The sequence below is a fragment of the Vreelandella zhaodongensis genome, assembly GCF_013415115.1.
Taxonomy (GTDB): domain Bacteria; phylum Pseudomonadota; class Gammaproteobacteria; order Pseudomonadales; family Halomonadaceae; genus Vreelandella; species Vreelandella zhaodongensis.
The window spans coordinates 475,982-501,289 of sequence record NZ_JACCDD010000002.1 but is presented as its reverse complement, the minus strand read 5'-3'; the positions used below and the strand labels follow the sequence as shown (position 1 = coordinate 501,289).

26 protein-coding genes are annotated in these 25,308 nt (G+C 53.7%); 24 read left to right on the top strand and 2 right to left on the bottom strand.

Annotated features, from left to right (window positions below; translation table 11 throughout):
- The first annotated feature begins 126 nt into the window (after positions 1 to 126).
- The 8 genes from HZS79_RS05630 (at position 127) to HZS79_RS05595 (ending at position 8,661) form a co-directional block, all read left to right on the top strand.
- Positions 127 to 2,577: a sensor domain-containing protein gene (locus tag HZS79_RS05630; protein WP_179927279.1), complete on the top strand. Its 2,451-nt coding sequence runs from the start codon at positions 127 to 129 to the stop codon at positions 2,575 to 2,577.
- A 95-nt stretch (positions 2,578 to 2,672) separates the two neighbouring features.
- Positions 2,673 to 4,076, top strand: coding sequence for an argininosuccinate lyase (gene argH / locus HZS79_RS05625; protein ID WP_179927278.1), 1,404 nt, complete (start codon positions 2,673 to 2,675; stop codon positions 4,074 to 4,076).
- On the top strand, positions 4,073 to 4,192 hold the full coding sequence (gene lptM / locus HZS79_RS05620) for an LPS translocon maturation chaperone LptM (RefSeq protein ID WP_162218009.1): 120 nt from the start codon (positions 4,073 to 4,075) through the stop codon (positions 4,190 to 4,192). Before argH ends, lptM begins: the two co-directional genes overlap by 4 nt.
- On the top strand, positions 4,192 to 5,463 hold the full coding sequence (lysA, locus tag HZS79_RS05615; protein WP_179927277.1) for a diaminopimelate decarboxylase: 1,272 nt from the start codon (positions 4,192 to 4,194) through the stop codon (positions 5,461 to 5,463). The genes lptM and lysA overlap by 1 nt, the downstream gene beginning before the upstream one ends.
- Positions 5,463 to 6,296: a diaminopimelate epimerase gene (dapF, locus tag HZS79_RS05610; RefSeq protein WP_179927276.1), complete on the top strand. Its 834-nt coding sequence runs from the start codon at positions 5,463 to 5,465 to the stop codon at positions 6,294 to 6,296. The genes lysA and dapF overlap by 1 nt, the downstream gene beginning before the upstream one ends.
- Before the next feature lie 16 nt (positions 6,297 to 6,312).
- Positions 6,313 to 7,023, top strand: a complete 711-nt coding sequence (locus tag HZS79_RS05605) for a DUF484 family protein (protein ID WP_179927275.1) — start codon at positions 6,313 to 6,315, stop codon at positions 7,021 to 7,023.
- Positions 7,016 to 7,921: a tyrosine recombinase XerC gene (locus HZS79_RS05600; protein ID WP_179927274.1), complete on the top strand. Its 906-nt coding sequence runs from the start codon at positions 7,016 to 7,018 to the stop codon at positions 7,919 to 7,921. The genes HZS79_RS05605 and HZS79_RS05600 overlap by 8 nt, the downstream gene beginning before the upstream one ends.
- A gap of 2 nt (positions 7,922 to 7,923) precedes the next feature.
- Positions 7,924 to 8,661: an HAD family hydrolase gene (locus HZS79_RS05595; protein ID WP_162218004.1), complete on the top strand. Its 738-nt coding sequence runs from the start codon at positions 7,924 to 7,926 to the stop codon at positions 8,659 to 8,661.
- An 8-nt stretch (positions 8,662 to 8,669) separates the two neighbouring features.
- Here HZS79_RS05595 and yihA read toward each other — a convergent pair whose 3' ends face one another.
- On the bottom strand, positions 8,670 to 9,326 hold the full coding sequence (gene yihA, locus HZS79_RS05590; RefSeq protein WP_179927273.1) for a ribosome biogenesis GTP-binding protein YihA/YsxC: 657 nt from the start codon (positions 9,324 to 9,326) through the stop codon (positions 8,670 to 8,672).
- A gap of 309 nt (positions 9,327 to 9,635) precedes the next feature.
- Between yihA and HZS79_RS05585 the strand changes: the two genes are divergently transcribed.
- The 9 genes from HZS79_RS05585 to dtd all read left to right on the top strand — a co-directional run bounded on the left by HZS79_RS05585 (position 9,636) and on the right by dtd (position 16,991).
- Positions 9,636 to 10,265, top strand: a complete 630-nt coding sequence (locus HZS79_RS05585) for a c-type cytochrome (protein WP_179927272.1) — start codon at positions 9,636 to 9,638, stop codon at positions 10,263 to 10,265.
- 108 nt (positions 10,266 to 10,373) lie between these two features.
- Positions 10,374 to 11,006, top strand: a complete 633-nt coding sequence (locus tag HZS79_RS05580) for a thiol:disulfide interchange protein DsbA/DsbL (RefSeq protein WP_162218001.1) — start codon at positions 10,374 to 10,376, stop codon at positions 11,004 to 11,006.
- 32 nt (positions 11,007 to 11,038) lie between these two features.
- Positions 11,039 to 11,881, top strand: a complete 843-nt coding sequence (locus HZS79_RS05575) for an endonuclease/exonuclease/phosphatase family protein (protein ID WP_162218112.1) — start codon at positions 11,039 to 11,041, stop codon at positions 11,879 to 11,881.
- A gap of 128 nt (positions 11,882 to 12,009) precedes the next feature.
- Positions 12,010 to 12,558 carry a TRAP transporter small permease subunit gene (locus HZS79_RS05570; RefSeq protein WP_162218000.1) on the top strand — a complete coding sequence of 183 codons (549 nt, stop codon included), beginning with the start codon at positions 12,010 to 12,012 and terminating at the stop codon, positions 12,556 to 12,558.
- Positions 12,558 to 13,973 (top strand): TRAP transporter large permease subunit, encoded by a 1,416-nt coding sequence (locus HZS79_RS05565; protein WP_162217999.1) that lies wholly within the window; start codon positions 12,558 to 12,560, stop codon positions 13,971 to 13,973. The genes HZS79_RS05570 and HZS79_RS05565 overlap by 1 nt, the downstream gene beginning before the upstream one ends.
- A gap of 9 nt (positions 13,974 to 13,982) precedes the next feature.
- Entirely contained in the window at positions 13,983 to 14,804 is an 822-nt protein-coding gene (gene thiD / locus HZS79_RS05560) for a bifunctional hydroxymethylpyrimidine kinase/phosphomethylpyrimidine kinase (protein WP_162217998.1), read from the top strand.
- Positions 14,805 to 14,947: 143 nt separating this feature from the next.
- Positions 14,948 to 15,793, top strand: coding sequence for a universal stress protein (locus tag HZS79_RS05555; protein ID WP_179927271.1), 846 nt, complete (start codon positions 14,948 to 14,950; stop codon positions 15,791 to 15,793).
- A 60-nt stretch (positions 15,794 to 15,853) separates the two neighbouring features.
- Positions 15,854 to 16,474, top strand: coding sequence for a chalcone isomerase family protein (locus tag HZS79_RS05550; protein WP_238401392.1), 621 nt, complete (start codon positions 15,854 to 15,856; stop codon positions 16,472 to 16,474).
- A 79-nt stretch (positions 16,475 to 16,553) separates the two neighbouring features.
- A complete protein-coding gene (dtd, locus tag HZS79_RS05545) occupies positions 16,554 to 16,991 on the top strand; it encodes a D-aminoacyl-tRNA deacylase (protein WP_162217996.1) in 438 nt (145 codons plus the stop codon).
- Positions 16,992 to 17,009: 18 nt separating this feature from the next.
- Here dtd and HZS79_RS05540 read toward each other — a convergent pair whose 3' ends face one another.
- The gene (locus HZS79_RS05540) at positions 17,010 to 18,956 is read right to left on the bottom strand and encodes an ATP-binding cassette domain-containing protein (RefSeq protein ID WP_162217995.1); all 1,947 of its coding nucleotides are present in this window, start codon (positions 18,954 to 18,956) and stop codon (positions 17,010 to 17,012) included.
- Between the two features lie 28 nt (positions 18,957 to 18,984).
- Here HZS79_RS05540 and HZS79_RS05535 point away from each other — a divergent pair, with 28 nt between their 5' ends.
- The 7 genes from HZS79_RS05535 to HZS79_RS05505 all read left to right on the top strand — a co-directional run bounded on the left by HZS79_RS05535 (position 18,985) and on the right by HZS79_RS05505 (position 25,306).
- A complete protein-coding gene (locus HZS79_RS05535) occupies positions 18,985 to 19,557 on the top strand; it encodes a TIGR02444 family protein (protein ID WP_179927270.1) in 573 nt (190 codons plus the stop codon).
- A gap of 255 nt (positions 19,558 to 19,812) precedes the next feature.
- On the top strand, positions 19,813 to 20,859 hold the full coding sequence (locus HZS79_RS05530) for a TRAP transporter substrate-binding protein (protein WP_162217993.1): 1,047 nt from the start codon (positions 19,813 to 19,815) through the stop codon (positions 20,857 to 20,859).
- A gap of 227 nt (positions 20,860 to 21,086) precedes the next feature.
- Positions 21,087 to 21,674, top strand: a complete 588-nt coding sequence (locus HZS79_RS05525; RefSeq protein WP_162217992.1) for a TRAP transporter small permease — start codon at positions 21,087 to 21,089, stop codon at positions 21,672 to 21,674.
- Between the two features lie 17 nt (positions 21,675 to 21,691).
- Positions 21,692 to 22,975, top strand: coding sequence for a TRAP transporter large permease (locus HZS79_RS05520; RefSeq protein ID WP_162217991.1), 1,284 nt, complete (start codon positions 21,692 to 21,694; stop codon positions 22,973 to 22,975).
- 21 nt (positions 22,976 to 22,996) lie between these two features.
- Positions 22,997 to 23,440 (top strand): universal stress protein, encoded by a 444-nt coding sequence (locus HZS79_RS05515; protein WP_162217990.1) that lies wholly within the window; start codon positions 22,997 to 22,999, stop codon positions 23,438 to 23,440.
- A 135-nt stretch (positions 23,441 to 23,575) separates the two neighbouring features.
- Positions 23,576 to 24,256, top strand: coding sequence for a BamJ family beta-barrel-assembly machinery protein (gene bamJ / locus HZS79_RS05510; protein WP_162217989.1), 681 nt, complete (start codon positions 23,576 to 23,578; stop codon positions 24,254 to 24,256).
- Positions 24,257 to 25,306 (top strand): alpha/beta hydrolase-fold protein, encoded by a 1,050-nt coding sequence (locus tag HZS79_RS05505; protein WP_179927269.1) that lies wholly within the window; start codon positions 24,257 to 24,259, stop codon positions 25,304 to 25,306.
- The last annotated feature ends 2 nt before the right edge of the window (positions 25,307 to 25,308 follow it).

Here is a 25,308-nt window from a genome sequence, read left to right as displayed (position 1 = left end):
CCTTTGTCGCTGACACTGTGCGACGAACTATGATAAGTCTCATCATAAAGCACCCAGGCACACAGTAAAAATAACCGGCCTAATTTATGACAGCGCTGTGGGTCATTCACATGTTTAGGTAATGCCATGCCCTTTGTTAAACCTCAAGGCAAGCTAGACCACTTTTTCCTGCTGTCACAAGACTTATTCTGCTGCATTGATTTCGCGGGCACACTACTTAATGCCAACCCGATGTTCGAAACGTTATTGGGCTATGCAGCTGGTGAGCTGGTGGGCAAGTCATGCGGCACGGTCGTTGAACCGAGTGATATTGCGGTCATTGAAGCAGCGTTAGCACGTTTGCAGTCTCACGAAAAAGTAACGCCGTTTGATGTGCGCGCCTTAACGAAAAGCGGAAACGTCTTATGGCTAGAAGTCACGGCCACCGTGGGCGACCAGGTTATCTATGTCATCGCCCGAGATATTTCGCGTCGAAAAACCATCGAGAAACAGCTAACTCGTAATCAGCGGCTTTTTCAAATCGTCGGAGAGACCGCGCTGATTGGGGGCTGGTATGTTGATATGTCCGAAAGGCTGCCCATTTGGTCGAATGAAGTGTGTCGCCTGCATGGGGTTCCTGAGGGGTTTCAGCCCACCATTGAAGAAGCCATTGGCTTTTATGAACCGAGCTCTCAGCCACGTATCCGTCAGGTATTTGAAGCCTGTTGCGAACAAGGGCTTAGTTTTGATGAAGAGTTGGAAATCATCACTCGGCAAAAGCAAAGGCGGTGGGTAAGAGTGATCGGCAAAGCCATGCGGGACGAGTTGGGGCGGATTATTCAGGTGCAGGGCTCAACCCAAGACGTTACTGAGCGCAAAGCGACCGAACGACAGCTCACGCTGCTTGAGCGTAGCGTTGAATCAAGCACTAACGGTGTTGTCATAGTAGATGCCCAGCAGCATGATTTACCCATTGTCTATGTGAACGCGGCTTTCGAGCGCATTACTGGGTATTCGCGCGATGCGGCACTTGGCCAAAACTGCCGTTTTCTTCAGGGTGAAGGGACAGATCCCACTACCCTGAAGAAACTGCGCAAAGGGATCCATGCCCAGCAAGAAGTGCATGTCGTTATACGTAATCATCGCCGCAATGGGATGCCATTTTGGAATGACCTGTATATCTCTCCCGTGCGTGATACAGCCGGTATTGTGACGCACTTTGTTGGTGTGCAAAACGATATCACGACCCAGCGTGAGTATCAGGCCCAGCTTCGACATAATGCCAGCCATGATGCATTAACGGGGTTACCTAATCGGCTGTTACTTGATCAGCGGCTGGCGAAAGGGTGCCTACTGGCGAAGCGATATCACCGCTACATCGCCGTGCTATTTGTTGACCTCGATGACTTCAAGCCGATCAATGACACGTTAGGACATGATGTAGGCGACTACATTTTAATCGAGGCCGCCAAGCGTCTTGAAGAAGAGCTGCGTCCTTGGGATACCGTGGCGCGTTTTGGCGGTGATGAATTTATCGTTTTGCTGCCTGATTTAGCTTACGAGAAAGATGTCATGCAGGTGGTTGAGCGGCTTCTCGCTTGCCTTTCAGCGCCCTACTGGTATCGAGGCAGTGAACTGCGCATTACCGCGAGTATGGGCATTGCCACCAATGACGGAACAATAAGCGATCCCCGCCAGCTTATTCAGCAAGCTGATTTGGCGATGTACAAAGCCAAACGGCAAGGGCGGAACACCTACCAATGGTATACCGATGAGCTGAATCGCAAGGTCGCGGAGCGGGTCAATTTACGTCATGCACTGCAATACGCTATTGAGCAGTCGCAGTTTGAGCTGCACTACCAGCCACAAATACATGGCCCTTCCAGCCGAGTGACAGGTGTGGAAGCACTGATCCGCTGGTACCACCCTGAGCGTGGCAACATCCCTCCTGGGCAGTTTATTAGCTTGGCAGAAGACACTGGTCAGATTATGCCGATCAGTGAGTGGGTCTTGGAGAGAGCCTGCCTTGATGCAGTCAAATTGAATGCGAATGCCACGACCCCAGTGACCATGGCGGTTAATATTTCGCCCATGCAGTTTCAACGGCCAGGGTTTTTGGCATCTATTCAACAAGTGCTAGAGAAGAGTGGCTTAGCGCCTGAGCTATTAGAGCTGGAGCTGACCGAAGGCGTACTAATGGATAGCACCGAACACGCCATACAGACGTTGAAAGACTTGGGTTCGCTGGGTGTGCATATTGCGCTGGATGATTTTGGAACGGGGTTTTCGAGCCTCAGCTATCTGAAGCGTCTACCGATCAACAAGCTTAAAATCGACCGCTCCTTTATTCGCGATGTCGTCAACGATTCCCGAGATGCTGCAATTGTCGATGGCGTGGTAACCATGGCAGCCAAGCTGGGTTTGGAGGTGTTAATCGAAGGCGTGGAAACAGCAGAGCAGTATGCGTACCTCAATGCCCGCCATAGCACGCATTTCCAGGGCTTCTACTTTGCCCGTCCGATGCCATTGTCAGCGATCAGCACCTACCTACAGGAATCTCAGCATCCCCATAATGATTCAGAGCCACACCCCACTTGAAAAACGACTAAAAAACGGCATGCCGCTGAGTGCGGTGACTCTGGTACACTTTCTTATAACGAATCCCTTAGTTTTGTCAGCAGGATATGTCTCCGATGAGCCAAGCTACGAACCAGTCTTGGGGCGGTCGCTTTAGCGAGCCCACCGATGCTTTTGTTGCACGCTTCACCGCGTCTGTGAATTTCGACCAGCGCCTGGCGCGCCAGGATATTCAGGGCTCTATTGCCCACGCCACCATGCTGGCTCGGGTCGGTGTGCTGACCGACGATGAGCGTGACGCTATCATCAACGGCCTCACCGAGATTCAAGGCGAAATTGAGCGAGGCGAGTTCAACTGGTCGGTACCGCTTGAAGACGTGCATATGAATATCGAAGCACGACTGACTGATAAAATTGGCATTACTGGTAAAAAGCTGCATACCGGCCGTTCGCGTAACGATCAGGTGGCAACCGATATCCGTCTGTTTATGCGCGATGAGATCGACGTGATTGAAGCGGAGTTGGTTCGTCTGCGTGAGGGCATGATTGAGCTTGCCGACCGTGAAGCCGATACTATTATGCCGGGCTTTACCCACTTACAAACGGCGCAACCGGTTACCTTTGGCCATCACCTACTGGCGTGGCAAGAGATGCTAACCCGTGACCACGAGCGCCTGCTGGACTGCCGCAAGCGAGTTAATGTCATGCCTCTGGGTGCAGCGGCGCTGGCAGGCACCACGTATCCCATCGATCGTCACGTGACGGCAGAACTGCTTGGCTTTGATCGTCCAGCAGAAAACTCGCTAGATGCTGTCTCTGATCGCGATTTCGCTATCGAATTCACCAGTTTCGCCAGCATTCTGCTAATGCACTTGTCACGGATGAGTGAAGAGTTGGTGCTATGGACCAGTGCTCAGTTCGACTTTATTGATCTACCTGACCGCTTCTGCACCGGTTCTTCGATCATGCCGCAAAAGAAGAATCCAGATGTCCCCGAGCTGGTGCGTGGCAAAACAGGCCGAGTCTATGGCCACCTGATGGCGCTGCTAACGCTGATGAAGTCTCAGCCCCTGGCTTACAATAAGGATAACCAGGAAGATAAAGAGCCGCTGTTTGACGCCGTTGATACCGTGCGCGACTGCTTAAAAGCATTTGCCGACATGGTGCCTGCTATTGAGCCGAAAAAAGACAGTATGTATGAAGCCGCACGGCGCGGATTCTCGACCGCCACTGACCTTGCGGATTACCTGGTACGCAAAGGAGTAGCCTTCCGCGATGCTCATGAAATTGTCGGCCAGTCAGTAGCTTATGGCTTAAAGACCAAGAAAGATCTATCGGAAATGACCCTTGAAGAACTGCAGCAGTTCTCTGCCACGATTGAGCAGGATGTGTTTGAGGTGCTCACACTGGAGGGTTCAGTGGCCGCCCGGAATCATATTGGCGGTACGGCGCCTGACCAAGTGCGTGCTGCTGCCAGCCGTGCCCGTGGGGCGCTGGCGTCGCTGAAAGGTGCCGCATGAAGCGTTGTGTCACCACGTTTAGTGCGGTGCTGCTGATCACGCTACTGTTAGTTGGTTGTGGTCAGAAAGGACCGCTTTATTTGCCAGATGAAGCGACTGCTGAGCAGGAGGGGTAATGGATCACTTTAACTACCGCGATGGCGTGCTATTTGCTGAAGACGTCCCGCTTACTCAGGTCGCCGAAGAGCTGGGCACGCCCTGCTATGTCTACTCAAAAGCGACGTTAGAGCGCCACTTTCGAGCCTATACCGAAGCACTGGGTGGCCATCCTCATCTGATTTGTTATGCGGTAAAGGCCAACTCTAATTTAGCGGTACTGGGCCTGCTTGCTCGGCTGGGCGCTGGGTTTGATATTGTCTCGATTGGCGAGCTTGAACGCGTGCTGAAAGCGGGCGGCGACCCGTCAAAAGTGGTGTTTTCGGGCGTTGCCAAGCAGCCTCACGAAATGGCGCGTGCGCTAGAAGCAGGCATTAAATGCTTTAACGTTGAATCTCGTCCCGAGCTTGAACGCCTCAACGCTGTGGCGGGGGAGCTTGGCAAGGTGGCACCCGTTTCCCTGCGGGTCAACCCGGATGTAGATGCAGGCACCCACCCGTATATTTCGACAGGGCTAAAAGATAACAAGTTTGGCATTCCCGTCGATGAAGCGCTGGATGTTTACGCGCTGGCCGCCAGCTTGCCCCACCTGCGGGTGAAGGGTCTTGATTGCCACATTGGCTCTCAACTAACCGAAACCGCCCCGTTTTTGGATGCCCTAGAACGCCTGTTAGTGCTGATGGAGCGGCTGCGTGAGCGGGGTATTGAGATCGATCATTTGGATCTAGGCGGTGGCTTAGGTGTGCCTTACCGTGACGAGACGCCTCCCCAGCCGTTTGATTACGCTAGCCAGCTACTAGCGCGCCTTTCCCGTTGGGAAGGTGGAGAAACACTCACGTTGCTCTTTGAACCAGGGCGCTCGATTGCGGCTAACGCTGGTCTGATGTTGACCCGCGTGGAGTTTTTAAAACCCGGCGAAACCAAAAACTTCGCGATTGTTGATGCCGCCATGAATGACCTGATCCGCCCAGCGCTGTATCAAGCATGGCAGGCCATTGTGCCGGTGGATACTCGGCAAACGCGCAGCAGAGCGGTATACGATGTGGTTGGCCCTGTCTGCGAAACCGGTGACTTTCTCGGCAAAGAGCGCGAACTGGCAATTGCCGAAGGCGATTTACTGGCCGTTCGATCGGCGGGCGCTTATGGCTTTGTGATGGCATCTAATTACAACAGCCGCCCGCGTCCGCCGGAAGTGATGGTCGATGGCAGCAGCATCCACGTGGTGCGTGCACGGGAGAGCCTGGAAAATTTGTGGGCCGGTGAAGCGCTGCTACCAGAAGGGGAGCGCTGATGCTGCTCCACTTCACCAAAATGCATGGTCTGGGTAACGACTTTATGGTGGTGGACCTGGTCACTCAGCGTGCTCGCTTGCGCGATGAGCAAATTCGCCAGTTGGCGGATAGGCGCTTTGGTATTGGCTTTGATCAGCTGTTGATCGTCGAGCCGCCCCGAGACCCCGATATGGATTTTCGCTACCGTATCTATAACGCTGACGGTAGCGAAGTCGAAAATTGTGGTAATGGCGCGCGCTGCTTTGCACGCTTTGTTCGTGATCAACGCCTGACCCATAAGCACGAAATTCATGTAGAAACCGCTGGAGGGCCGCTGGTGTTGAATGTGCAGCACGACGGTATGGTGCGTGTTGATATGGGCAGGCCGCGCTTTAATCCTGCCACACTGCCGTTTGAAGCGGCGGGTGATCAGCCATTGCATCGTGTTGACGTGGAAGGCGACACGCTGGCGCTTGGGGTGGTGTCAATGGGCAACCCTCATGCGGTGCTACAGGTCGAGAACGTTGATAGTGCCCCCGTTGAGCGTCTAGGGCCGTTGCTGGAGTCCCATGCCCGCTTTCCCAAGCGAGTGAACGTGGGCTTTATGCAGGTTGTGTCACCCAGCGAGATTCGTCTGCGGGTGTATGAGCGTGGTAGTGGCGAGACGCTGGCCTGTGGTACCGGTGCCTGCGCAGCAGTGGCCAGCGGCATTCGTCAGGGGCTTTTAAAAAGCCCAGTAGACGTTCACCTGCCGGGCGGCCAGCTAAGTATTGAGTGGCCCGACCCAGAAGGATCGCTGGTGATGGTTGGCCCTGCCACCCGCGTCTTCGACGGCCGTGTTACTCTCAACTAATTCGAGGAGAACGGCGATGTCTCAAGCCCCCGAGCCACGCAAAACGCTTGACCCTGATCAAGTGGCGTTTTGGCTAGCTCGTCACCCTGATTTTTTTGTGGGACGTGAAGGGCTTCTTCAACAGCTCACGGTGCCGCATCCCCATATTGATGGGGCAGTGTCGTTGTTAGAGCGGCTGGTGTTTGATTTACGCCAGCGTGCTGAAACGGCAGAAGGTCGCCTGGAGCACCTGCTAGAAACTGCACGGCATAACGAGTCTCAATACCGCCGCCTGCGCGAAACGCTGCTGGCGCTAGTCGAGGCGCAAGACCGCGATGCGCTGGCCCAGGCGCTGGCAACTCAGCTAAGTGAGCACTTCCAAACACCTATGATGGCATTATGGTGCCCTGCCTCACTCAGCGATAATGAACCAACGCCGCCACAGCCACCGCGCCATGTATTAGATCAGCACGCTAGCGCACGTTTGGCGGCGTTGCTAGATGGCCGCACTAGCCGCTGCGCTAAGCTAAGTGTGAGCGATTGGAAGTGCTTGTTGCCGCATACCAAAGCCCCCCGCAAAGCTGGCTCCTGTGCCATCTCACGGCTTTCCGCGGGTGAGCAACTTGGTTATTTGTTACTTGCCAGCCCTGACCCCGACTGCTATCGGGCCAGCATGGACACCTTATTCACTGAATACCTTGGTGATTTTGTGTCGCGGCTGTTAATACGCCTTGGGCACCATGGGTAGTAACCCACTTGAAAGGCAGGTGGCGAGCTACCTAAGCGCACTTGCTGCCCATGCAAGCCCTGCGACGGTGGCAGCTTATCGCCAGGACTTAACCGCGCTATGCCGATTCGTTGAGCAGCAGGGCGTGACCGATGGTGCGGCTTTAACTACAGCGCTGCTCAGGGCTTTTCTCGGCGCAGAGCGCAGCCGTGGACTCGCGCCCAGAAGTCTTGCACGCAGGCGCGCGGCGCTATCGCGCTTTGCCGACTACCTTGTGCAGCAGCAGGTGCTCGCTGATAACCCTGTGGGATTGCTACGCACGCCAAAGCAGCCCAGCCACCTTCCTCGGCCGCTGGATGTTGATGCACTGTCGCAGTTTTTGGATATGCCCCATGATGGCACTCCCCTGGCCGTACGTGACCAAGCGATGCTGGAGCTGTTTTACTCCAGCGGTCTGCGCCTCGCTGAGCTAGCTGCGTTGGATCTTGGCCACTTAAATGCCCACCATGTGCGCGTCATAGGTAAAGGAAGCAAGCCGCGCCAAGTACCGGTGGGCAAACGTGCCGATCAGGCATTAAATGAGTGGCTGAAATGCCGTAGCCTGCTGGCGGCTGACGCTGAAATAGCACTATTCGTGAGTCAACGTGGCCAGCGATTAGGGCATCGTGGTATTCAAAAGCGTTTGGCACAGCTTTCCGTTGTGCGTGGCTTGCCCGAGCATTTGCATCCCCACCGGCTGCGCCACTCATTTGCTAGTCACCTGCTGGAGTCTAGCCAGGATTTACGCGCGGTTCAGGAATTGCTTGGCCACGCTAATCTGTCGACGACACAAGTCTACACGCGTCTGGATTGGCAGCACTTAGCCGAAAGCTATGATGCCGCCCACCCTCGCGCTAAACGCCGCCCTACCCGGAGTTAACCATGGTTTCTCTACAAGCGATTACGTTTGATTTGGATGATACGCTGTGGGATAACCAAGGGGTTATGCTGAAAACCGAAGAGGGCCACTACCGCTGGTTGCTTGAGGCTCTCGTGGCGTGGCGCGCTAAACGCCAGGAAGCCCCCTTAGCGTTGGGCTATGAACAAGGGCTGGCAGATTATCTACAGCGCCGCCAAGCGTGGGCGCAACAAGTACCGGAACGCCGAGGCGACTTTACTTGGTTGAGGCTGCGCGCGTTGGAAGAGCAACTAGAAGCTCACGGTCTGACGCGCAGTGCTGCACTGCTGTGGGCCGCGGCGGCGATGAACGAGTTTCATCGCCTGCGGGTACAGGTCACGCCGCATCCTGAAGCTGCAGGGCTATTATCCACGCTAGCCGAGCGTTACCAGCTAGCCGCTATTACCAACGGTAATATACATTTAAAGCGCCAGCCGTTAGCCGCGTACTTCCCTGTGGCCATTGCCGCTGGCGAATTGCTGGCACCGAAACCAGACCCAAAGCCATTTCTCACGGCACTTGAGAGGCTGAATGTCGTGCCGCAGCGTGCTATGCATGTGGGTGACTCCTGGCAAGAGGATGTGGTACCCGCTCAGCAATTAGGTATGCATGCCGTGTGGATTGCCCAGCAAGGCGATCAGCCACTGCCCGCACGGGTTCACCGAATTGCCCATGTAAAAGAGTTGCCAGAGGTCATTCAGTGGTTAGAGAAGCGCCATTAATACGTGGTTTATTCCTGTCGCGTGGTTTCTTCCGCTGGCGTATGTAACCAGTGGTCGAGTTTCTGAGAAAGCGTGTCGACGCCATCACGTTTCAATGACGAGAAGAGCTGTACCGAGACGAGGTCTTCCCACTCTTTTAAGCGCGAACGCACTTTTTGCAGCGCAGCGCTAGCAGGGCCTCGTTTCAATTTGTCCGATTTGGTGAGCAGAATATGCACAGGCATTTCCCGCTTATCGGCATAGCTGAGCATCATTTGGTCGAACTCGGTCAGCGGGTGGCGCACGTCCATTAGCAGTACAAGGCCACGCAAACTAAAACGGCCGCGTAGATAGTCAGACAGGTGCTGTTGCCACTCTAGTTTCACCGCTTCAGGCACTTTAGCGTAGCCGTAACCGGGTAAGTCGACCAAGCGACGCGATTCGTCGTTCATGATGCTGAAAAAGTTGATCAGTTGGGTGCGCCCAGGCGTGCGCGAGGTACGCGCCAGCGCTGTTTGCTGAGTCAGCGCATTGATCGCGCTTGATTTGCCAGCGTTGGAGCGCCCGGCAAACGCCACTTCCGCGCCAGTATCGTCTGGGCAAAGCGCAAGGGTCGGGGCACTGACCATAAAGCGGGCAGTGGGGTAGTTTAGTCGAGAGACTGGGCTATCATGGGGGGTAGGCATGGATTAATCCTGAAAAACAGACATATAGAACGGCCCCGCTTCACCATTTTAGGTAGGTGAAGAGTGGTACCGCGACGAATTACCCCAAAAGCAGTCCTGGACTTGCATTCCCGCCGCTAGGGTGATTCGTTATAATGCAAGCGGTTTATAACTGCGACCTGGGGCGCTAGTGTACCATCGCGCTCTAGCCTGCAGCGACCAACACGACATGTTGTTCGTTTTGGCGGAGCTGACCCTGGTAAAGTGCTGAACCTGGGCAGCGCCCAGGGTGCGTACCAGTCAATAATCAAACGGCATAGTGGAATAGCAATGAGAAAGTTACTGGCAAGCCTGGCAATTACCATGGGTGCCGTTGGCACCGTATACGCTCAAACCGACTACCAAGCCGATGCAGACTCGGCAGCTGGTCGTGAACTCGCCCAGACCTGCGCAGCCTGTCATGGTCAAGCGGGTGTCAGTCCATCGGGCGCTTTTCCAAACCTGGCAGGGCAGCAGATGTCCTATCTGGCCAAGCAGATCAAGGATATTCGTGACGGTGATCGCATGGTTCCCACTATGGCAGGGCAAGTCGATGACTTCTCCGATCAAGATGCCTGGGACGTAGCGGCTTTTTATGCGGGGCAAGATGCTAACCTCGGCCAGACCAGCGATGAGGATGCTGAGCTGCTTGCGCGGGGCGAAGAGCTTTATCGGGCGGGTGACATGGCGAAAGGCATACCGTCGTGTAGCGCCTGCCATACACCTACCGGCGCAGGTATTGGCAGCGCAGTATACCCAGCGCTTTCAGGCCAGCATGCTGAGTATACCATTCAAACCCTACAGGACTTTGCTTCCGGTGAGCGTTCAAATGACCCGAACAATATCATGCGTGATATTGCGTCCAAAATGAGTGACAACGATATGGAAGCCGTAGCGAACTATCTGTTAGGGCTGCATTAAACGCGATGCGTTAGGTTCCTCATCTAGCCTAACTAACTTGGCAGGGTGGGGAACCTGTGGCTGTTATCTGCAGTCACAGCCTTCGCTTATCCTCGGAGAATTCTCGCTATGTTTAAAACGTTAATGACCGCGTTGGCTGGTTTAGGTCTTTCTGCTGCTGTGAGTGCCCAAGAGTTAGTTGAAGGGCAGCACTACACACTCCTTGAGTCACCTGTGTCGACCCAAGTAGAAGAAGGGCAGATTGAAGTGACTGAAGCGTTTTGGTTTGGTTGCCCTCACTGTTACCGCCTGCAGGCACCAGTAAGTGAGTGGTTCGAGACGCTTGAAGATGATGTTAGCGTTGTGCACTTACCGGCCACTATGGGTGGTGACTGGAATACCCATGCAACGGCGTTTTATGCAGCTGAATCTTTAGGTATCAGAGACGAGTTACATGCGGATTTCTTCAGCGCTATCCACGAAGATGGTCGTTCGTTAACGGAAGCTGATGAGATTGCTGAGTTTTTCTCGAATTATGGTGTGAGCACCGAAGAAGCAAAGCAGGCGCTGGGCGCATTTAGTGTACGCAGCGACGTTAATAAGGCACATAGCCGCATGCGTGAGATGCGCCTGATGGGCGTGCCAGCACTAGTCGTGGATGGCCGCTATGTGATTACTCCTAGCACCGCGGGTAGCCTCGAAAATATGCCGCAAATTGCGGATGCCCTCGTTGAGCGGGTGCGTGCCGAGCGCGCAGAGTAATAGTGTTGGAGCATGGACATGCAGGTGGGCCAATACGCTCGCCTGCATCACCTACTGCTTCCTCTCTGGTTGAGAGGGGCCATATACGCCTGTTGACATTTAATCTGCAGGTGGGCATTCAAACGTCGGCCTATCATCACTACCTGACGCGTAGCTGGCAGCATGTGTTACCCCATCCGGAGCGGCTTAAGCGCTTGGCGTTGATGGGTAGCGTGTTGGAGAAGTTTGATGTTGTCGGGTTGCAGGAGGTTGATGGTGGTAGCTTTCGTTCAAGCCGCGTCAACCAAGTGGAATACCTCGCTGCACAAGCTAGATTTCCCCATTATTTTCAGCAGCTAAACCGCAACTTAGGGCAGTTTGCTCAGCATAGTAATGGGTTACTTTCCCGTCTGGTGCCGTGTCATATTGAAGAGTATCGGCTACCGGGCATGTTGCCCGGGCGAGGAGCGATTCACGCACGCTTTGGTGAAGGCCCCGACGCCTTACATATCTTTGTCGCCCATCTGGCACTTAGCCACCGTGGGCGGGTGCGCCAGTTGAACTATCTGAGTGATATTATCGAGCCTCTGCGCCATGTTGTTGTGATGGGAGACCTGAACTGCACGCCTGAGCAGTTGCACGCTCACGAACGGTTTAGCACCTCGCTGCCGCTTCACCCAGTAAAGCCGCTGCTCAGCTATCCATCTTGGCAGCCGCGCCGCGCCCTGGATCATATTTTGCTGTCGCAGACCCTTGAAGCCGCCGACGTGCGCGTGCTGGATCACCTGTTTTCTGATCATTTGCCAATTGCGGTGGATTTACCGCTGCCTAGCGCCTGTCTTGACGCGTTGGCTAAAGCCGATGCTAGGCGTTTGGAAAAAAAATCTAGCGAGTAGCCTCTCATGTAGAGTATGGCAGACGCATATGGCGAACCTTCATTTCGAAGGTCAGCTCAGAGGGTGACGGCAGGCCCAGAATCAGCGATGATTCTGGGCCGCTGCTTATTTATGTAGGGATTCTTCTAATGAACAATAATACCCTGGAACCATGGTTACTACGTTGGCTTGACGGTTTAACCGAAGGGGTTGGCCGAGCAGTAGCCTGGCTAGTGATTATTATGATGGTGGTGCAGTTTGCCGTTGTCGTTATGCGCTACTTCTTAGGTGTTAACAGCATCGTGATGCAAGAGTCGGTGATGTACATGCACGCTGCCGTGTTTATGTTGGGAGCCGCATGGACACTGAAGCGTGATGGGCACGTCCGTGTAGATATCTTTTATCGTCGTTTAACTGCCCGGGGTCGAGCCTGGGTCGATTTTTTGGGAACGCTACTGTTATTGATCCCTGTTTCACTGTTTATTGCGGTGAGCAGTTTTCAATACGTGCGCAGCAGCTGGGTCATCATGGAGCGTTCGCCAGATGGCGGTATCCCGGGGGTCTTTCTGCTGAAAACACTCATTTTGGCGATGGTTGGGCTGCTGCTTGTTCAGGCAGTGGCGCAGCTAATACGCCAATTGCTTATTATTTGCGGCAAATTACCCAATGTACCCCACGGGCATGAGGAGGTTATCTAGTGCTAGCACTTTTATTAGACTTCATGCCGTTGGTGCTATTTGCGACGGTATGCGCGGTGCTGATGCTAGGTTACCCAGTGGCTTTGTCATTGGCGGGAACCGCGCTGGCGTTTGCAGGCCTTGGGTTATTGCTTCAGTCGATGGGGGTTGCTGTTCCCTTTGAGTCGCGCATGATGAATGCGATGCCTAATCGGCTATACGGCATTATGACGAATCAAACGCTGCTTGCGGTACCGCTATTTGTCTTAATGGGCGTTTTGTTAGAGAAGTCACGGGTCGCTGAAACGCTGCTAGATGCAATGGCGATGGCGTTTGGTGGGCTGCGCGGCGGTCTGGGGATTTCGGTTGTGATTGTCGGTATGTTGCTGGCGGCATCCACCGGTATTGTCGGCGCAACAGTCGTCACAATGGGCTTATTATCGTTACCCACGATGTTAAAACGTGGTTATTCGCCCGCCTTGGCAACCGGCACTATTTGCGCGACTGGTACGTTGGGTCAGATTATTCCGCCTTCCATTGCATTGGTGTTATTGGGCGATGTGTTATCAAACGCCTATCAGCAAGCGCAACTTTCGATGGGCGTGTGGAGCCCAAAAACGCTCTCCATTGGTGACCTGTTTATTGGCGCACTGGTGCCGGGGTTACTGCTGGTAGTGGCTTATATTACTTATCTGCTCATCGTGGCATGGCTAAAGCCTGATGCTGCCCCCGCTGCGGATCGTGCCGCTTTAAAAGCAGAACTTGGCCATACTGGCAGTATTTTGCCGCTGTTACTAAAAGGCTTACTGCCACCTGTCTTATTGATTGTTGCCGTTTTGGGGTCCATATTAGGCGGTTTTGCGACGCCCACGGAAGCCTCTGCGGTAGGTGCGTTTGGCGCACTGTTATTGGCAGCCGCCAACCGTCGTTTGAACCTTGTCATGTTGAAAGAGGTACTCCACTCCACGGCACAAGTGACCAGCATGGTATTCCTCATTTTGATTGGGGCAACGCTGTTCTCATTGGTATTCCGTGCTTATGGCGGTGAAGACCTCGTTACCGAGTTATTTGAATCGATGCCTGGCGGCGTTGTTGGCGCCACATTAGTGGTCATGCTGGTCATCTTCTTGCTCGGCTTTATCCTCGACTTTATTGAAATCACCTTTGTTGTTGTACCTATCGTAGGCCCAGTGTTACTTGCCATGGGAATTGACCCTATTTGGCTTGGCATCATGATCGCGGTGAACTTGCAAACGTCGTTCTTGACGCCTCCTTTTGGGTTTGCGCTGTTCTATTTGCGGGGCGTCACACCTCATAGCGTGCCTACCTCCGCCATTTACAAAGGGGTGATTCCGTTTATCCTGCTGCAGCTAGGTATGCTGCTGGCGCTGGCATTTTTCCCGGGAATTGCCACTTGGCTGCCGTCTATCATGTAAGAGGTGTGTATGACCCAGATAGTCAATGTACTGACCATTGCTGGTTCTGACCCTTCGGGCGGCGCTGGCATTCAGGCGGACCTGAAAACCTTTTCTGCACTGGGCACTTACGGCACCAGCGTAATTACTGCGCTCACGGTGCAAAACACCTGCGGTGTTGCATCGGTGTACCCTGTGTCGCCCCAGGCAATACGGGAGCAGCTAGAGCATTTGCTTGGTGATGTTGCCATTGATGCAGTCAAAATTGGCATGGTAGCCAGTCGTGATGTCGCTGAGGTAATTGCTGACGTGCTTCGCCAGCACCGTCCTCGCTGGATTGTATTGGACCCGGTGATGGTGGCTAAAAGCGGCGATATTCTGGTCGATGATGCTGGCATCCGCGCGGTGCGAGATATTTTGGTGCCTCTGGCGGATGTTGTGACCCCGAACCTGCCGGAAGCGGCCGTCTTACTAGATGTTGAGCCACCAACAACACTCGATACGATGGAGGCGATGTTGCCTGGCTTGCTTCAACTGGGTGTGCCCTATGTGGTCCTTAAAGGCGGACATTTGCGTGGTGAAACCTGCCCTGACCTATTGGCAACGCCGAGCGGTCACACCTGGTTGCCCGCCTCGCGAATTGCCACCGACAATCTCCATGGCACCGGCTGCGCACTTTCGTCTGCGATCGCGGCTTGTTTAGCGAAGCTACCCATGGATGCAGGTATCGATGCTCCGACCCAGGCCATTAGCGAAGCAAAGCAGTGGCTACATGCCGCGTTAGAAGCGAGCGTCAGACTAAGCGTCGGTAATGGTCGAGGGCCGGTACATCATTTTCATGCTTGGTGGTGAAAACATGTCGTCGCTTAGGAAACGCGCTGTTTGGCACAGCAGAAGATAGAAGATGCCTTGCGATATGCGCAAACGGGCACCATGCTGAAGGTTGCCCGTTTGATTGCCTGTCAGGCTGAGCTGTTCGGCCAAGGAGTTGCCCAATGTCTCGCACGCTGCTTTTTGCCACAGACCTTTCCGAGGATAACCGAGCCGCATTCGCTCGTGCCCTGCGTTTAGCTTACGCCCAGGGCGCGCAGCTGGATATTCTTCATGTGCTCGATCCCTACCTGCCCCACCGCATGCTTCATGACCTTGAACGCGCCGTTAATGAGGATATCAGCGCTACGCTGACGGATTTGCGCGAGGACTACGCCCTGGAAGAGCCTTCGCTGATGATCCAAACGGTGGTGGGTTCTCCTCATGTTGAAATTGTTCGTGAAGCCCATGAACGCCATGCATCGCTGATTATTTTAGGGATGCACCGCAAGCGTGGCCAGAAAGACTTGCTCGCGGGCACCACCTTAATGCGTGTACTGCGCAGCGCGCCCTGCCCTGTGGTTGTTGCGTCTTACCTGCCTACTCAGCCGTGGCAGCATATTGTCGTGCCGGTTGATTTCTCGCTGACGGCTCGGCAAACCATTAAAGAGGCGCTAGTTCGGTTCCCCGAAGCCAAGTTGACACTGCTGCATGCCTGGAGCCTGCCTGGAGAGCGGGAGCTGGGTACCCAAGCTTACTATGCCCACTGGCGTGACTACGAAGTGACGCGTCTGCGCGAAGCACTAGATAGCGAAGTGGAAAGCCTAATGCGAGAGTTAGATAGCGTTCCCGATATCGAACTGGTACTGGAGCCCGGCCAGCCCTGCGATGTATTGCACGACTATGTGAAGTGTCGCTCGCCTGACCTTGTGATGCTCGGCAGTCGTAGCCGCCCGCATCAGCCTAACCCGCTTATCGAGATGTTGTTGAGTGAACCTCACTGCGATCTTATGTTGTGCCGGCCTTGGTAAATGTTATACGGAACCTTTATGTGTCTGGCGTGTATGTATAGCTAGCAGGTGTTAGCGAACATGCCGCGCAACTGGGAGGTTCTGACTGTGTTTTTACGTGAAAAAATAGGTGAGAGAAAAAGTATCGGTTTAGGTGTCATGCTCTTTGGAGCCTCAGTGCTCTTCGCGCCGCTGGCGTCAGCCGCGAGCGTGACTGAGCGAGGCGAACGCTTCGACCGAGTGGTGGAAGATAATGGCCAACGTTATGCATTAATCGGTAGCGGTGTATTCCGTTATATGATCTGGACCGCTTATGCAGGAGCCTACTATCAGTTGGAGGCAACGCCTGAGCCCCAGCCACTAAGCAATACGCCTCGCCGTTTAGAGCTGGCTTACTTTCATGACATCGATGCGAGCGATTTCGCCGAAGCGACCGAAAAAACGCTCAAAGAGTCACTTACGTTGTATGAGTTTAACCAAATCCAGGAGCCTCTTGAGCGACTTAACCGGCGCTATCGCGATGTGACGCCCGGTGACCGCTATCTGCTTAGCTGGGACGGTGAACTGCTGCAGTTAGCACTCAATGGAGAAACGTTGCTTGAAGAAGACAGCGCTGAATTTGCCAGCGCCATGTTTGGTATCTGGCTAGGCGAGCGTCCGCTGAGCAAAGGCTTTCGCGACGCGTTGCTCGGGCAAAACTAAACGAAAGCAATGCTTTGCCTGAAAAGTTAGCTTGTGCTTACACTAGTGCCAACAGCGGATAATAGGGCAAGGAGTAAGCGTGAAAGCACTGATTCAACGGGTCAAAAATGCCAGCGTAATAGTAGATGGCATGGTGGTAGGGGCAATTGATCAAGGGTTGCTGGCGCTGGTAGGCGTTGAAAAAGGTGATAATGAAGCAGATGCTGAAAAATTACTTCATAAGTTGCTTCACTACCGCGTCTTCAGCGACAACGACGGCAAAATGAACAATAACTTACAGCAGGCTAATGGAGGCTTACTGCTAGTATCTCAGTTCACTCTGGCCGCCGATACTCGAAAGGGGCTGCGGCCTAGTTTCTCTAGCGCAGCACCGCCTGAGGAGGGAGAGAGGTTGTTCGATTATTTGGTGGCTAATGCCCGCGCCGGTTGGCCTAACGTTGCCACCGGCCAGTTTGGTGCTGATATGCAGGTGGTGCTGGTTAATGATGGGCCTGTGACCTTTTTGTTAGAGAGCTAGCTAGCAGCGTCCGAAAGGTTAAGCACTGTCGCTGGCCAGTAGCTCAGTCTCCATGGTTTCTAGTGCTTCTTCAGCGGCAAGCCACGCTTGCTCGGCGCTATCCAGTCGGCTTTTAATGTCCGCTTGTTTAGCGAGCACCTGGGTGAGTTCTGTTTTACGTGTACTGTCGGTATAGAGTTCTGGGTCGGCAAGTAACATCTCTACTTCTTCAAGTGCTTGCTGCGCCTTCTCCATGGCTTTTTCAGCGTGATCACGCTGCTTTTTTAGTGGGCGTAACTTTTCACGCAATTCCGCTGCGGCCTTCCGAGTGGCCTTGCGGTCACCGCTGGGTTGTTGGTTCTGACGCTCATTTTTCTCGCTGCGCGAATCTCGGCGGCTCTCTTCCAAACGGGCCTTCAGCCATACTCGATAGTCGTCGAGGTCGCCATCGAAGGGTTCTACCCGATGGTCGGCAACCCGCCAGAACTCATCGACCGTGGCGCGCAAGAGATGTCGGTCGTGGGACACCAGAATGACGGTACCCTCAAAACTTGCCAGCGCCTCGGTCAGCGCCTCGCGCATTTCCAAGTCCAAGTGGTTGGTTGGCTCATCGAGTAGCAGCAGGTTGGGTTTTTGCCAGGCGACCAGAGCCAGCGCCAAGCGCGCTTTTTCACCACCGGAGTAGGTGGCCACTTCGCCAAAGGCGTCATCGCCTTTAAAGCCAAAGCCACCGAGGAAATTGCGAATTTCCTGGTCGCTAGCGGTGGGAGAGAGTCGCTGTACATGGACAAACGGCGTCGTGGTCACGTCCAGGCTTTCCAGCTGGTGCTGGGCAAAATAGCCAATGGCCAAATGTTCGCCAGGCACCCGCTTACCCGCCAACAGCGCAAGCTCACCGGTCAGTGATTTGATCAACGTCGATTTACCCGCGCCGTTGGGGCCTAGCAGGCCGATGCGGCTACCGGGTAATAGCGTAATGTTGACCTTCTCTAATTGGGCGACATCGCCTGCTTCCCCGCGATAGCCGAGGGTGGCTTGGTCAAGCACGAGCAGCGGGTGTGACGTCTTATCAGCGGCGGGCAAGGTGAAGTGAAAGGGAGAGTCTGTGTGGGCGACGGCGATATCCCCCATACGCTCCAGCATTTTTACACGGCTTTGCGCCTGCTTTGCTTTCGTTGCCTGGGCGCGAAAGCGCGCAATAAAACGCTCAATTTCTTCGCGGCGGGCCTGCTGTTTGGCCGCTTCGGCTTGCTGTAGGGCGAGCTTTTCAGCTCGTGTGCGCTCAAAGCGGGAGTAGTTACCACGGTAAAGCTCGAGTGTTTGGTGATGCATGTGCACGATGTGGTCGCACACAGCATCGAGAAAGTCGCGGTCGTGAGAAATCAGCAGCAGTGTACCTGGGTAGCGGGTTAGCCACTGTTCTAGCCAAAGCAGGGCATCGAGATCCAGGTGGTTGGTCGGCTCATCCAGCAGTAATAAATCAGAAGGCATAAACAGCGTGCGGGCTAGATTCACCCGCATACGCCAGCCGCCGGAAAAGTCTGACAGGGGGCGTTGAAGATCCGTCTGCACAAAACCGAGCCCCACCAGCAGTTGTGACGCCCGTGATTCGGCGGTGTAGCCATCCAGGGTTTCGATAAGCCCGTGTAGCTCGGCTTCTCGGTGCGCATCATCTGCTTTGCGCGCGGCCAGCAGATCCGCTTCCGCTTGTCGCAACGCATGATCGCCATCCAGTACGTACTCCACAATAGGACGATCCAGGGCTTCAACTTCCTGTGCCATGTGGGCAATCCGCTGGCCACCGCTCATTTCAACATCGCCTTGGTCGGGGCCGAGCTCGCCTAGCAGGAGTTTGAATAAGCTCGACTTACCGGCGCCGTTTGCCCCGATAATGCCAGCCTTTACGCCGTTGTGGAGCGTAAGGTCAGCGTTATCGAGTAGTGTTTGTGTGCCCCGTTGCAGGGCGACTTGGCGCAGTGCGATCATGCATTCTCCCGAAAAAGTGGGTAAATCAATGTTCGATTCTAACCGATTCCAGCGCTTACAGCAGGCTCCGCTATGGGATTTTGCACTGACGTTTTATGCCCAGCCCGAGGTAGAGCAGGCAAGCCTCGTTCTGCAGGACAGTGCAGCAGTTGATGTGTGTGAGCTTCTAGTGCATGGCTGGCTCTACCAGTACGGTCTTCAGACAACGCCAAACGCGCTGGCAGTGGAGCGCAAAGCGCGTGAGCGTTGGCAGCAAACGGTCACTGTTACGTTGCGGCAGCTGCGTCGTGATCTTAAACCGCAGGCAATCGGCAATGAGGCCATTGCCGAGCTGCGAAAGACGATTAAGCAGGCAGAGCTTCAAGCCGAGCGTGAAAACCTTCAACGCTGGCAGCAGTGGGCACTGCAAGCTTCAGAGAATAACCACCGATTAACAAACTGTGCCATAAGTAAGCACGATGTTGCGAAATGGCTGCAGAGTAAGCTGTTTTATCGCCTACTTGATTCCGATGGCTCATTCGTGTCACCCGTGCGCGAGGAGTGTTGGGAGGCACTTAATACGCTAGCGAGGCAGCTTGACCACCACGAGCGACCGCGCTAGCCTGAAATTAAGCTATTTTTGAATAACGCGTGTTACATCATTGTCCTGATAGCTGAATTCATAGCTGCGCTTCGTTTTTTACTATTCTGGGAAACACAGTTTTAAGAGGTGATTTTCTGGACGTAATTAGCGATGAAAGCCATCAATAAAAAGCTATCGGTAATGTGTAGCGTGTTAAAAAGTGGCACGCATTATACAAAAATTAGATTCTTGCGCACTCGTATAGCGCGCTTACCACTGCAAGGGGAACTCTGCATGAAGGCAAGCAAAACTGTTTCTACTCGTTCAGTAACTACCAAGTTAATGACCACCGCAAGCGTTGGTGCCTTGCTGTTCGGCCTAAGTGCTGCTGCCCAGGCGGACAACTGGCGTTACGCTCATGAAGAGTATGAAGGCGATGTGCAAGACGTTTTCGCCATGGCGTTTAAAGAATATGTTGAAGATAACTCTGACCACACCGTTCAAGTTTACCGTTTCGGTGAGCTAGGTGAGTCTGATGACATTATGGAGCAGACTCAGGCGGGCATTCTTCAGTTTGTTAACCAATCACCTGGTTTTACCGGTGCGTTGATCCCTGAAGCGCAAATCTTCTTTGTGCCTTACTTGCTGCCAACCGATGAAGAAACCGTTATCGAGTTCTTCAACTCAAGTACCGCCATTCATGAAACCTTCCCAGAACTATATGCCGAGCAAGGCTTAGAGCTTCTAAAGATGTACCCAGAAGGCGAGATGGTCGTCACACTGGATGAGCCGATTACGACGCCTGAAGAGCTGCGCGGTAAAAACATCCGTACTATGACGAACCCGCTACTGTCGGAAACATATCGCGCCTTTGGAGCCAGCCCAACACCGCTCCCATGGGGTGAAGTATATGGCGGCTTGCAAACCAACATTCTTCAGGGCCAAGAAAATCCGATCTTCTGGATTGAGTCAGGTGGTCTTTACGAGGTCTCTCCGCACTTGATCTTTACCGGTCACGGCTGGTTTACCACCGCAATGATGGCGAACCAAGACTTCTATAACAGCCTGTCTGAAGACGATCAACAGCTAGTGCGTGATGCCACTGAAGCTGCTTATGAGCACATTCTGGAGCACATTTCTGGCTTGGCAGATGAGTCGCTAGAGAAAATTCAGGCGGCATCGGATGAGGTGACGGTGACTCGTCTGACTGAAGAGCAGATTCAAGCCTTCCGTGATCGTGCGCCTCAGGTTGAGGAGCGCTTCGTTGAACTGACCGGTGAGCGCGGCGCCGCTTTGCTGGAGCAGTTCAAGCAGGACTTGGAAGCCGTACAGAACGACTAACCTTAAGCGTTAATCAGCATTGTTTGTATAGGGGTAGCCGTTGGCTGCCCCTTTTTCATTAAAGGCCCCTGCGGCCAATCAGCGTTGAATGGTTGGTAGTGGTTAGTCGTTACAGTGTAGAGGGTTATGTATTAGCAACATATGCCTTAAACATGTCGACGCTAGACAGACGCTGACGTAATAAACAGGGCGCAGTAGCGTCAGGGGAACCAAGAGGAGCATTTGCGATGGATATGAGCGAAGACGATATTGCCGAAAAAAAATATCGCTCGATGCTGCCTGGTCCACTTGGAGTGCTAGATACCTGGATCAGTAAGGCAGAGGCATTTATTTTAGCCTCTGGGGTAATTTTGATGGCGATTAACACCGTAGCCAATGTCATTGGACGGTTTGCCTTTGGAGAAAGCCTCCACTTTTCCGAAGAAGTCAATCGGATGCTAATCGTTCTGGTGACCTTTGCCGGTATTGGCTATGCAGCTCGTCATGGGCGACACATTCGCATGTCAGCCATTTACGATGCCTTACCCACAGGGGGGAGGCGCGCGCTGATGATCTTTATTAGCCTGTTTACTGCACTGGTGATGTTTGTGCTGTGTTACTACTCCGTCGGTTATATCGACACCATTATGGGTCGTGGCCGCAGTCTTCCGTCTACCGGTATACCTGCTTGGTGGATGTACGTCTGGGTGCCCGTCGGTTTTGCAGTAACCGGTATTCAGTACGTCATGACGGCCTATACCAATATGATCTCGAAAGATGTCTATCTTTCGACCCATGTGGTGGACGGTTACAAAGATACTGAAACGGAAGTTTAGCCAGCGAGGAACGACCCATGACTGCAACAATCATTACCATCATGATCGTGCTGCTGCTGCTCGGCTTCCCGATGATGATTCCTCTTATGACTGCCGCTTTTGTCGGCTTCTTTATGAGCTTTGGCGGCTTGGGGCAGATGGAAACGCTGATTCAGCAGATGATGCGCGGGATCAGCCCCACGGCATTAATCGCGGTGCCAATGTTTATTTTGGCGGCAGATATAATGACACGTGGCCAGTCGGCGAACCGCCTGATTGATATGGTGATGTCGTTTGTAGGCCACATCAAAGGCGGTTTAGCGGTAAGTACGGCAGCATCCTGTACGTTGTTCGGTGCCGTGTCTGGTTCTACTCAGGCCACCGTCGTAGCGGTGGGTTCTCCACTGCGCCCCAGAATGCTCAAGGCGGGTTACAAAGACCCCTTTACCCTTGCACTGATTATCAACTCCAGCGACATCGCTTTTTTGATCCCACCCAGCATTGGCATGATCATTTATGGGGTCATTTCGCAAACCTCGATTGCTGAATTATTTATTGCAGGTATCGGCCCAGGCTTACTTATTCTTGGCATGTTCTCGATCTACTGCATCATTTATGCAATCGTCAATAAAGTACCTACAGAGCCAAAAGCGTCGTGGAGAGACCGCTTAGTCGCGGTTCAAAAGGCGTTATGGCCGCTAGGCTTCCCTGTATTGATTGTCGGTGGTATCTACGGGGGAGTGTTCAGTCCTACGGAGGCTGCCGCTGCATGCGTGCTATACGCAGTTCTGCTTGAGTTCGTCATTTTCCGCTCCTTGAAACTGCCAGATATGTTCACTATTGCTAAATCAACTGGCTTGATTACGGCGGTGGTCTTTATTCTGGTAGCCGCGGGCAATGGGTTCTCGTGGATTATCTCATTTGCTCAGATTCCCCAGGCGGTATTGGGCGCTTTTGGCATAAACGAAGCAGGGCCAGTAGGTGTATTAATCGCTATTTCGATAGCGTTCTTCGTGGCCTGTATGTTTGTTGACCCGATTGTGGTGATTTTGGTGCTGACGCCGATCTTTGCGCCGGCCATTGCCGCGTCAGGGCTTGATCCCGTGTTGGTGGGTGTGTTGATTACGCTGCAGGTAGCCATAGGCTCGGCGACTCCGCCCTTTGGCTGCGATATATTTACCGCGATTGCGATATTTAAGCGACCCTACTTGGAAGTGATAAAAGGGACGCCGCCTTTCATTTTCATGCTGGTATCGGCGGCGGCACTGATCATCGCATTCCCGCAAATTGCGCTATTCCTGCGTGATCTTGCCTTCCGCTAAGCAGTCACAAGGAGAACGCGGATGTTTAACCGCATTTTAATTCCAGTGGATGGCTCGAAGGGGGCGATCAACGCGTTGGAAAAAGCCGTTGGCTTGCATATGCTCACTGGTGCGGAGCTGTACCTGCTGTGTGTATTTAAGCATCACAGTTTGCTTGAAGCGTCGCTTTCCATGGTGCGCCCTAATAAACTGGATCTTCCGGATGATGCACTCAAAGAGTACGCGACAGAAATTGCAGTACACGCAAAATCCTATGCCGTCGAGATGGGAGCAGACAGTGCGCGAGTAAGGGCGTTTGTGAAAGGTGGGCGCCCGTCCCGCACTATTGTGCGTTTTGCTCGCAAGCGAGAGTGTGACCTTATTGTGATAGGCGCCCAAGGCACCAACGGTGATAAAAACCTGCTAATGGGCAGTGTTTCTCAACGCGTCGCGGGTGCGGCACACTGCCCCACGCTGGTGGTGTAATACGCTAAACCTCCACTCACTTCTGTGGTCTGAACAACACCCGTCGTTTCAGGTAATGCAGCCTGAAGCGGCGGGTGTTAGTCTTTGAGGCATTCAACACATTTGGCGCGTAGCGCATTGGATAAGGTTTTTTTCATGAAAGTATTGTTCTCTTCAACCGCTCTTGCGGGCTTGCTACTGGTTGCTCCGTTTGCAGCAGCGGCACCTGAAACTGATGAACAGCGTTTGGCCTACAGCTTGGGTGTGACCCTGGGCGAAAGTATGCAGGCAGACATTGAAGATCTCGATCTCGATGCCTTCACGGATGGCATGCGTGACGTGTTTGATGGCAATGAACTCGCGCTAAGCGAAGAAGAGATGATGGAGGCGCTAGTTGTTTTCCAAGAGCGTTCTATGGAGGCACGCGAGCAAGAAGCAGCGGCAATCGCTCAGTTAAACCTGGAGGAGGGGCAAGACTTCCTGGCAGAAAATGCTGAGCGTGATGATGTTGAAGTCACCGAGTCTGGCTTGCAATATGAAGTGATTGAGTCAGGTGATGGCGCATCCCCCGGCCCAGAAGACACCGTCGAAGTTAACTACGAAGGTATGCTTCTGGATGGCACTGTATTCGATAGCTCCTTTGAGCGTGGCCAGCCGATTAGCTTCCAGGTGAATCAAGTCATTGAGGGCTGGCAAGAAGCCCTACAGCTGATGAGCGTTGGTGACAGTTGGATACTCTATATTCCTGCTGATCTTGCCTATGGTGAAGGCGGACAAGGCCCCATTGGCCCGAACGAAATGCTGACGTTCCGCGTTGAACTACTAGGCGTCGAATAAATGATGGCTTCCGCCGCGTGCAAGTCTCGCTTGCTGAGTGTGCTGGTACTGCTGGGTAGCAGCGCTGCCTACGCAGAAACAGGTGAAGAGCCTAGAGGACTGCCTGCATTGAGCGCCGCAAGCGATCATGCCAGCGTCGTCGGCACTTCCTCTGGTGGCTATATGGCCACTCAGTTGGCTGTTGCATGGCCTGAACGCTTTAGTGGCGTCGGTGTACTCGCGGCGGGACCTTGGAGCTGTTCCCAGGGCGCATTAAGTTTGGCACTTAACCAATGTATGAGCACTCGCCGCGGCCCTCCCTCTTTGGATACGTTAGACCAGAGGTGGGAGCGCTATGCGTCGCTTGACCAGGTCGGGGATCAGGAAGCGCTTAGTCAGCTGCGTGTCTTTGTATGGCACGGAGAAGCGGATGATGTCGTTTTGCCTGAACTGGGTGGCCTGCTAGCCGAGCAGTGGCAGCGCTGGCTCGTTTCACCTAAGCAGTTGCGCTATGTACGTAGCGAAAATACGGGACATGGCTGGCCTATCAGGCTACCAAAACATGTGGACGCTAACCCCCAGGCATTTGGCGGTTGCCGCCAAGGTGGGGGAAGTCATGTGCTGGCCTGCGATGAAGACGTGTCGGGCGATATGCTAACGTGGCTTTATCCTGATCGCGAAGCTAATGCCAGCGAAGGCGAGTTAATGGCGTTTGACCAGTCCGACTACGCTGTTAAAGGTTTTGCTGACGTGGGCTACGTTTATATTCCCAAGGCCTGCGAAGAGGGTGGTTGTCCGGTGACGGTTGCACTGCATGGTTGCCAAATGAGCGTTGATGCCATTGGCGATACTTTTGTACGTCACAGTGGACTGAACCATTGGGCCGCGGAGCATGGCCAGGTGGTGTTATATCCACAGGCGAAAAGCAGCATGGCCAACCCCCAAGGGTGCTGGGATTGGTGGGGCTTTTCAGAAAGTACGTGGCAAATCAATCCGCTTCATGACACGCGAGAAGGCACTCAAACTCGTGCATTAATGAAAATGTTGGATCAGCTGCAAAGTGCTCCATAACA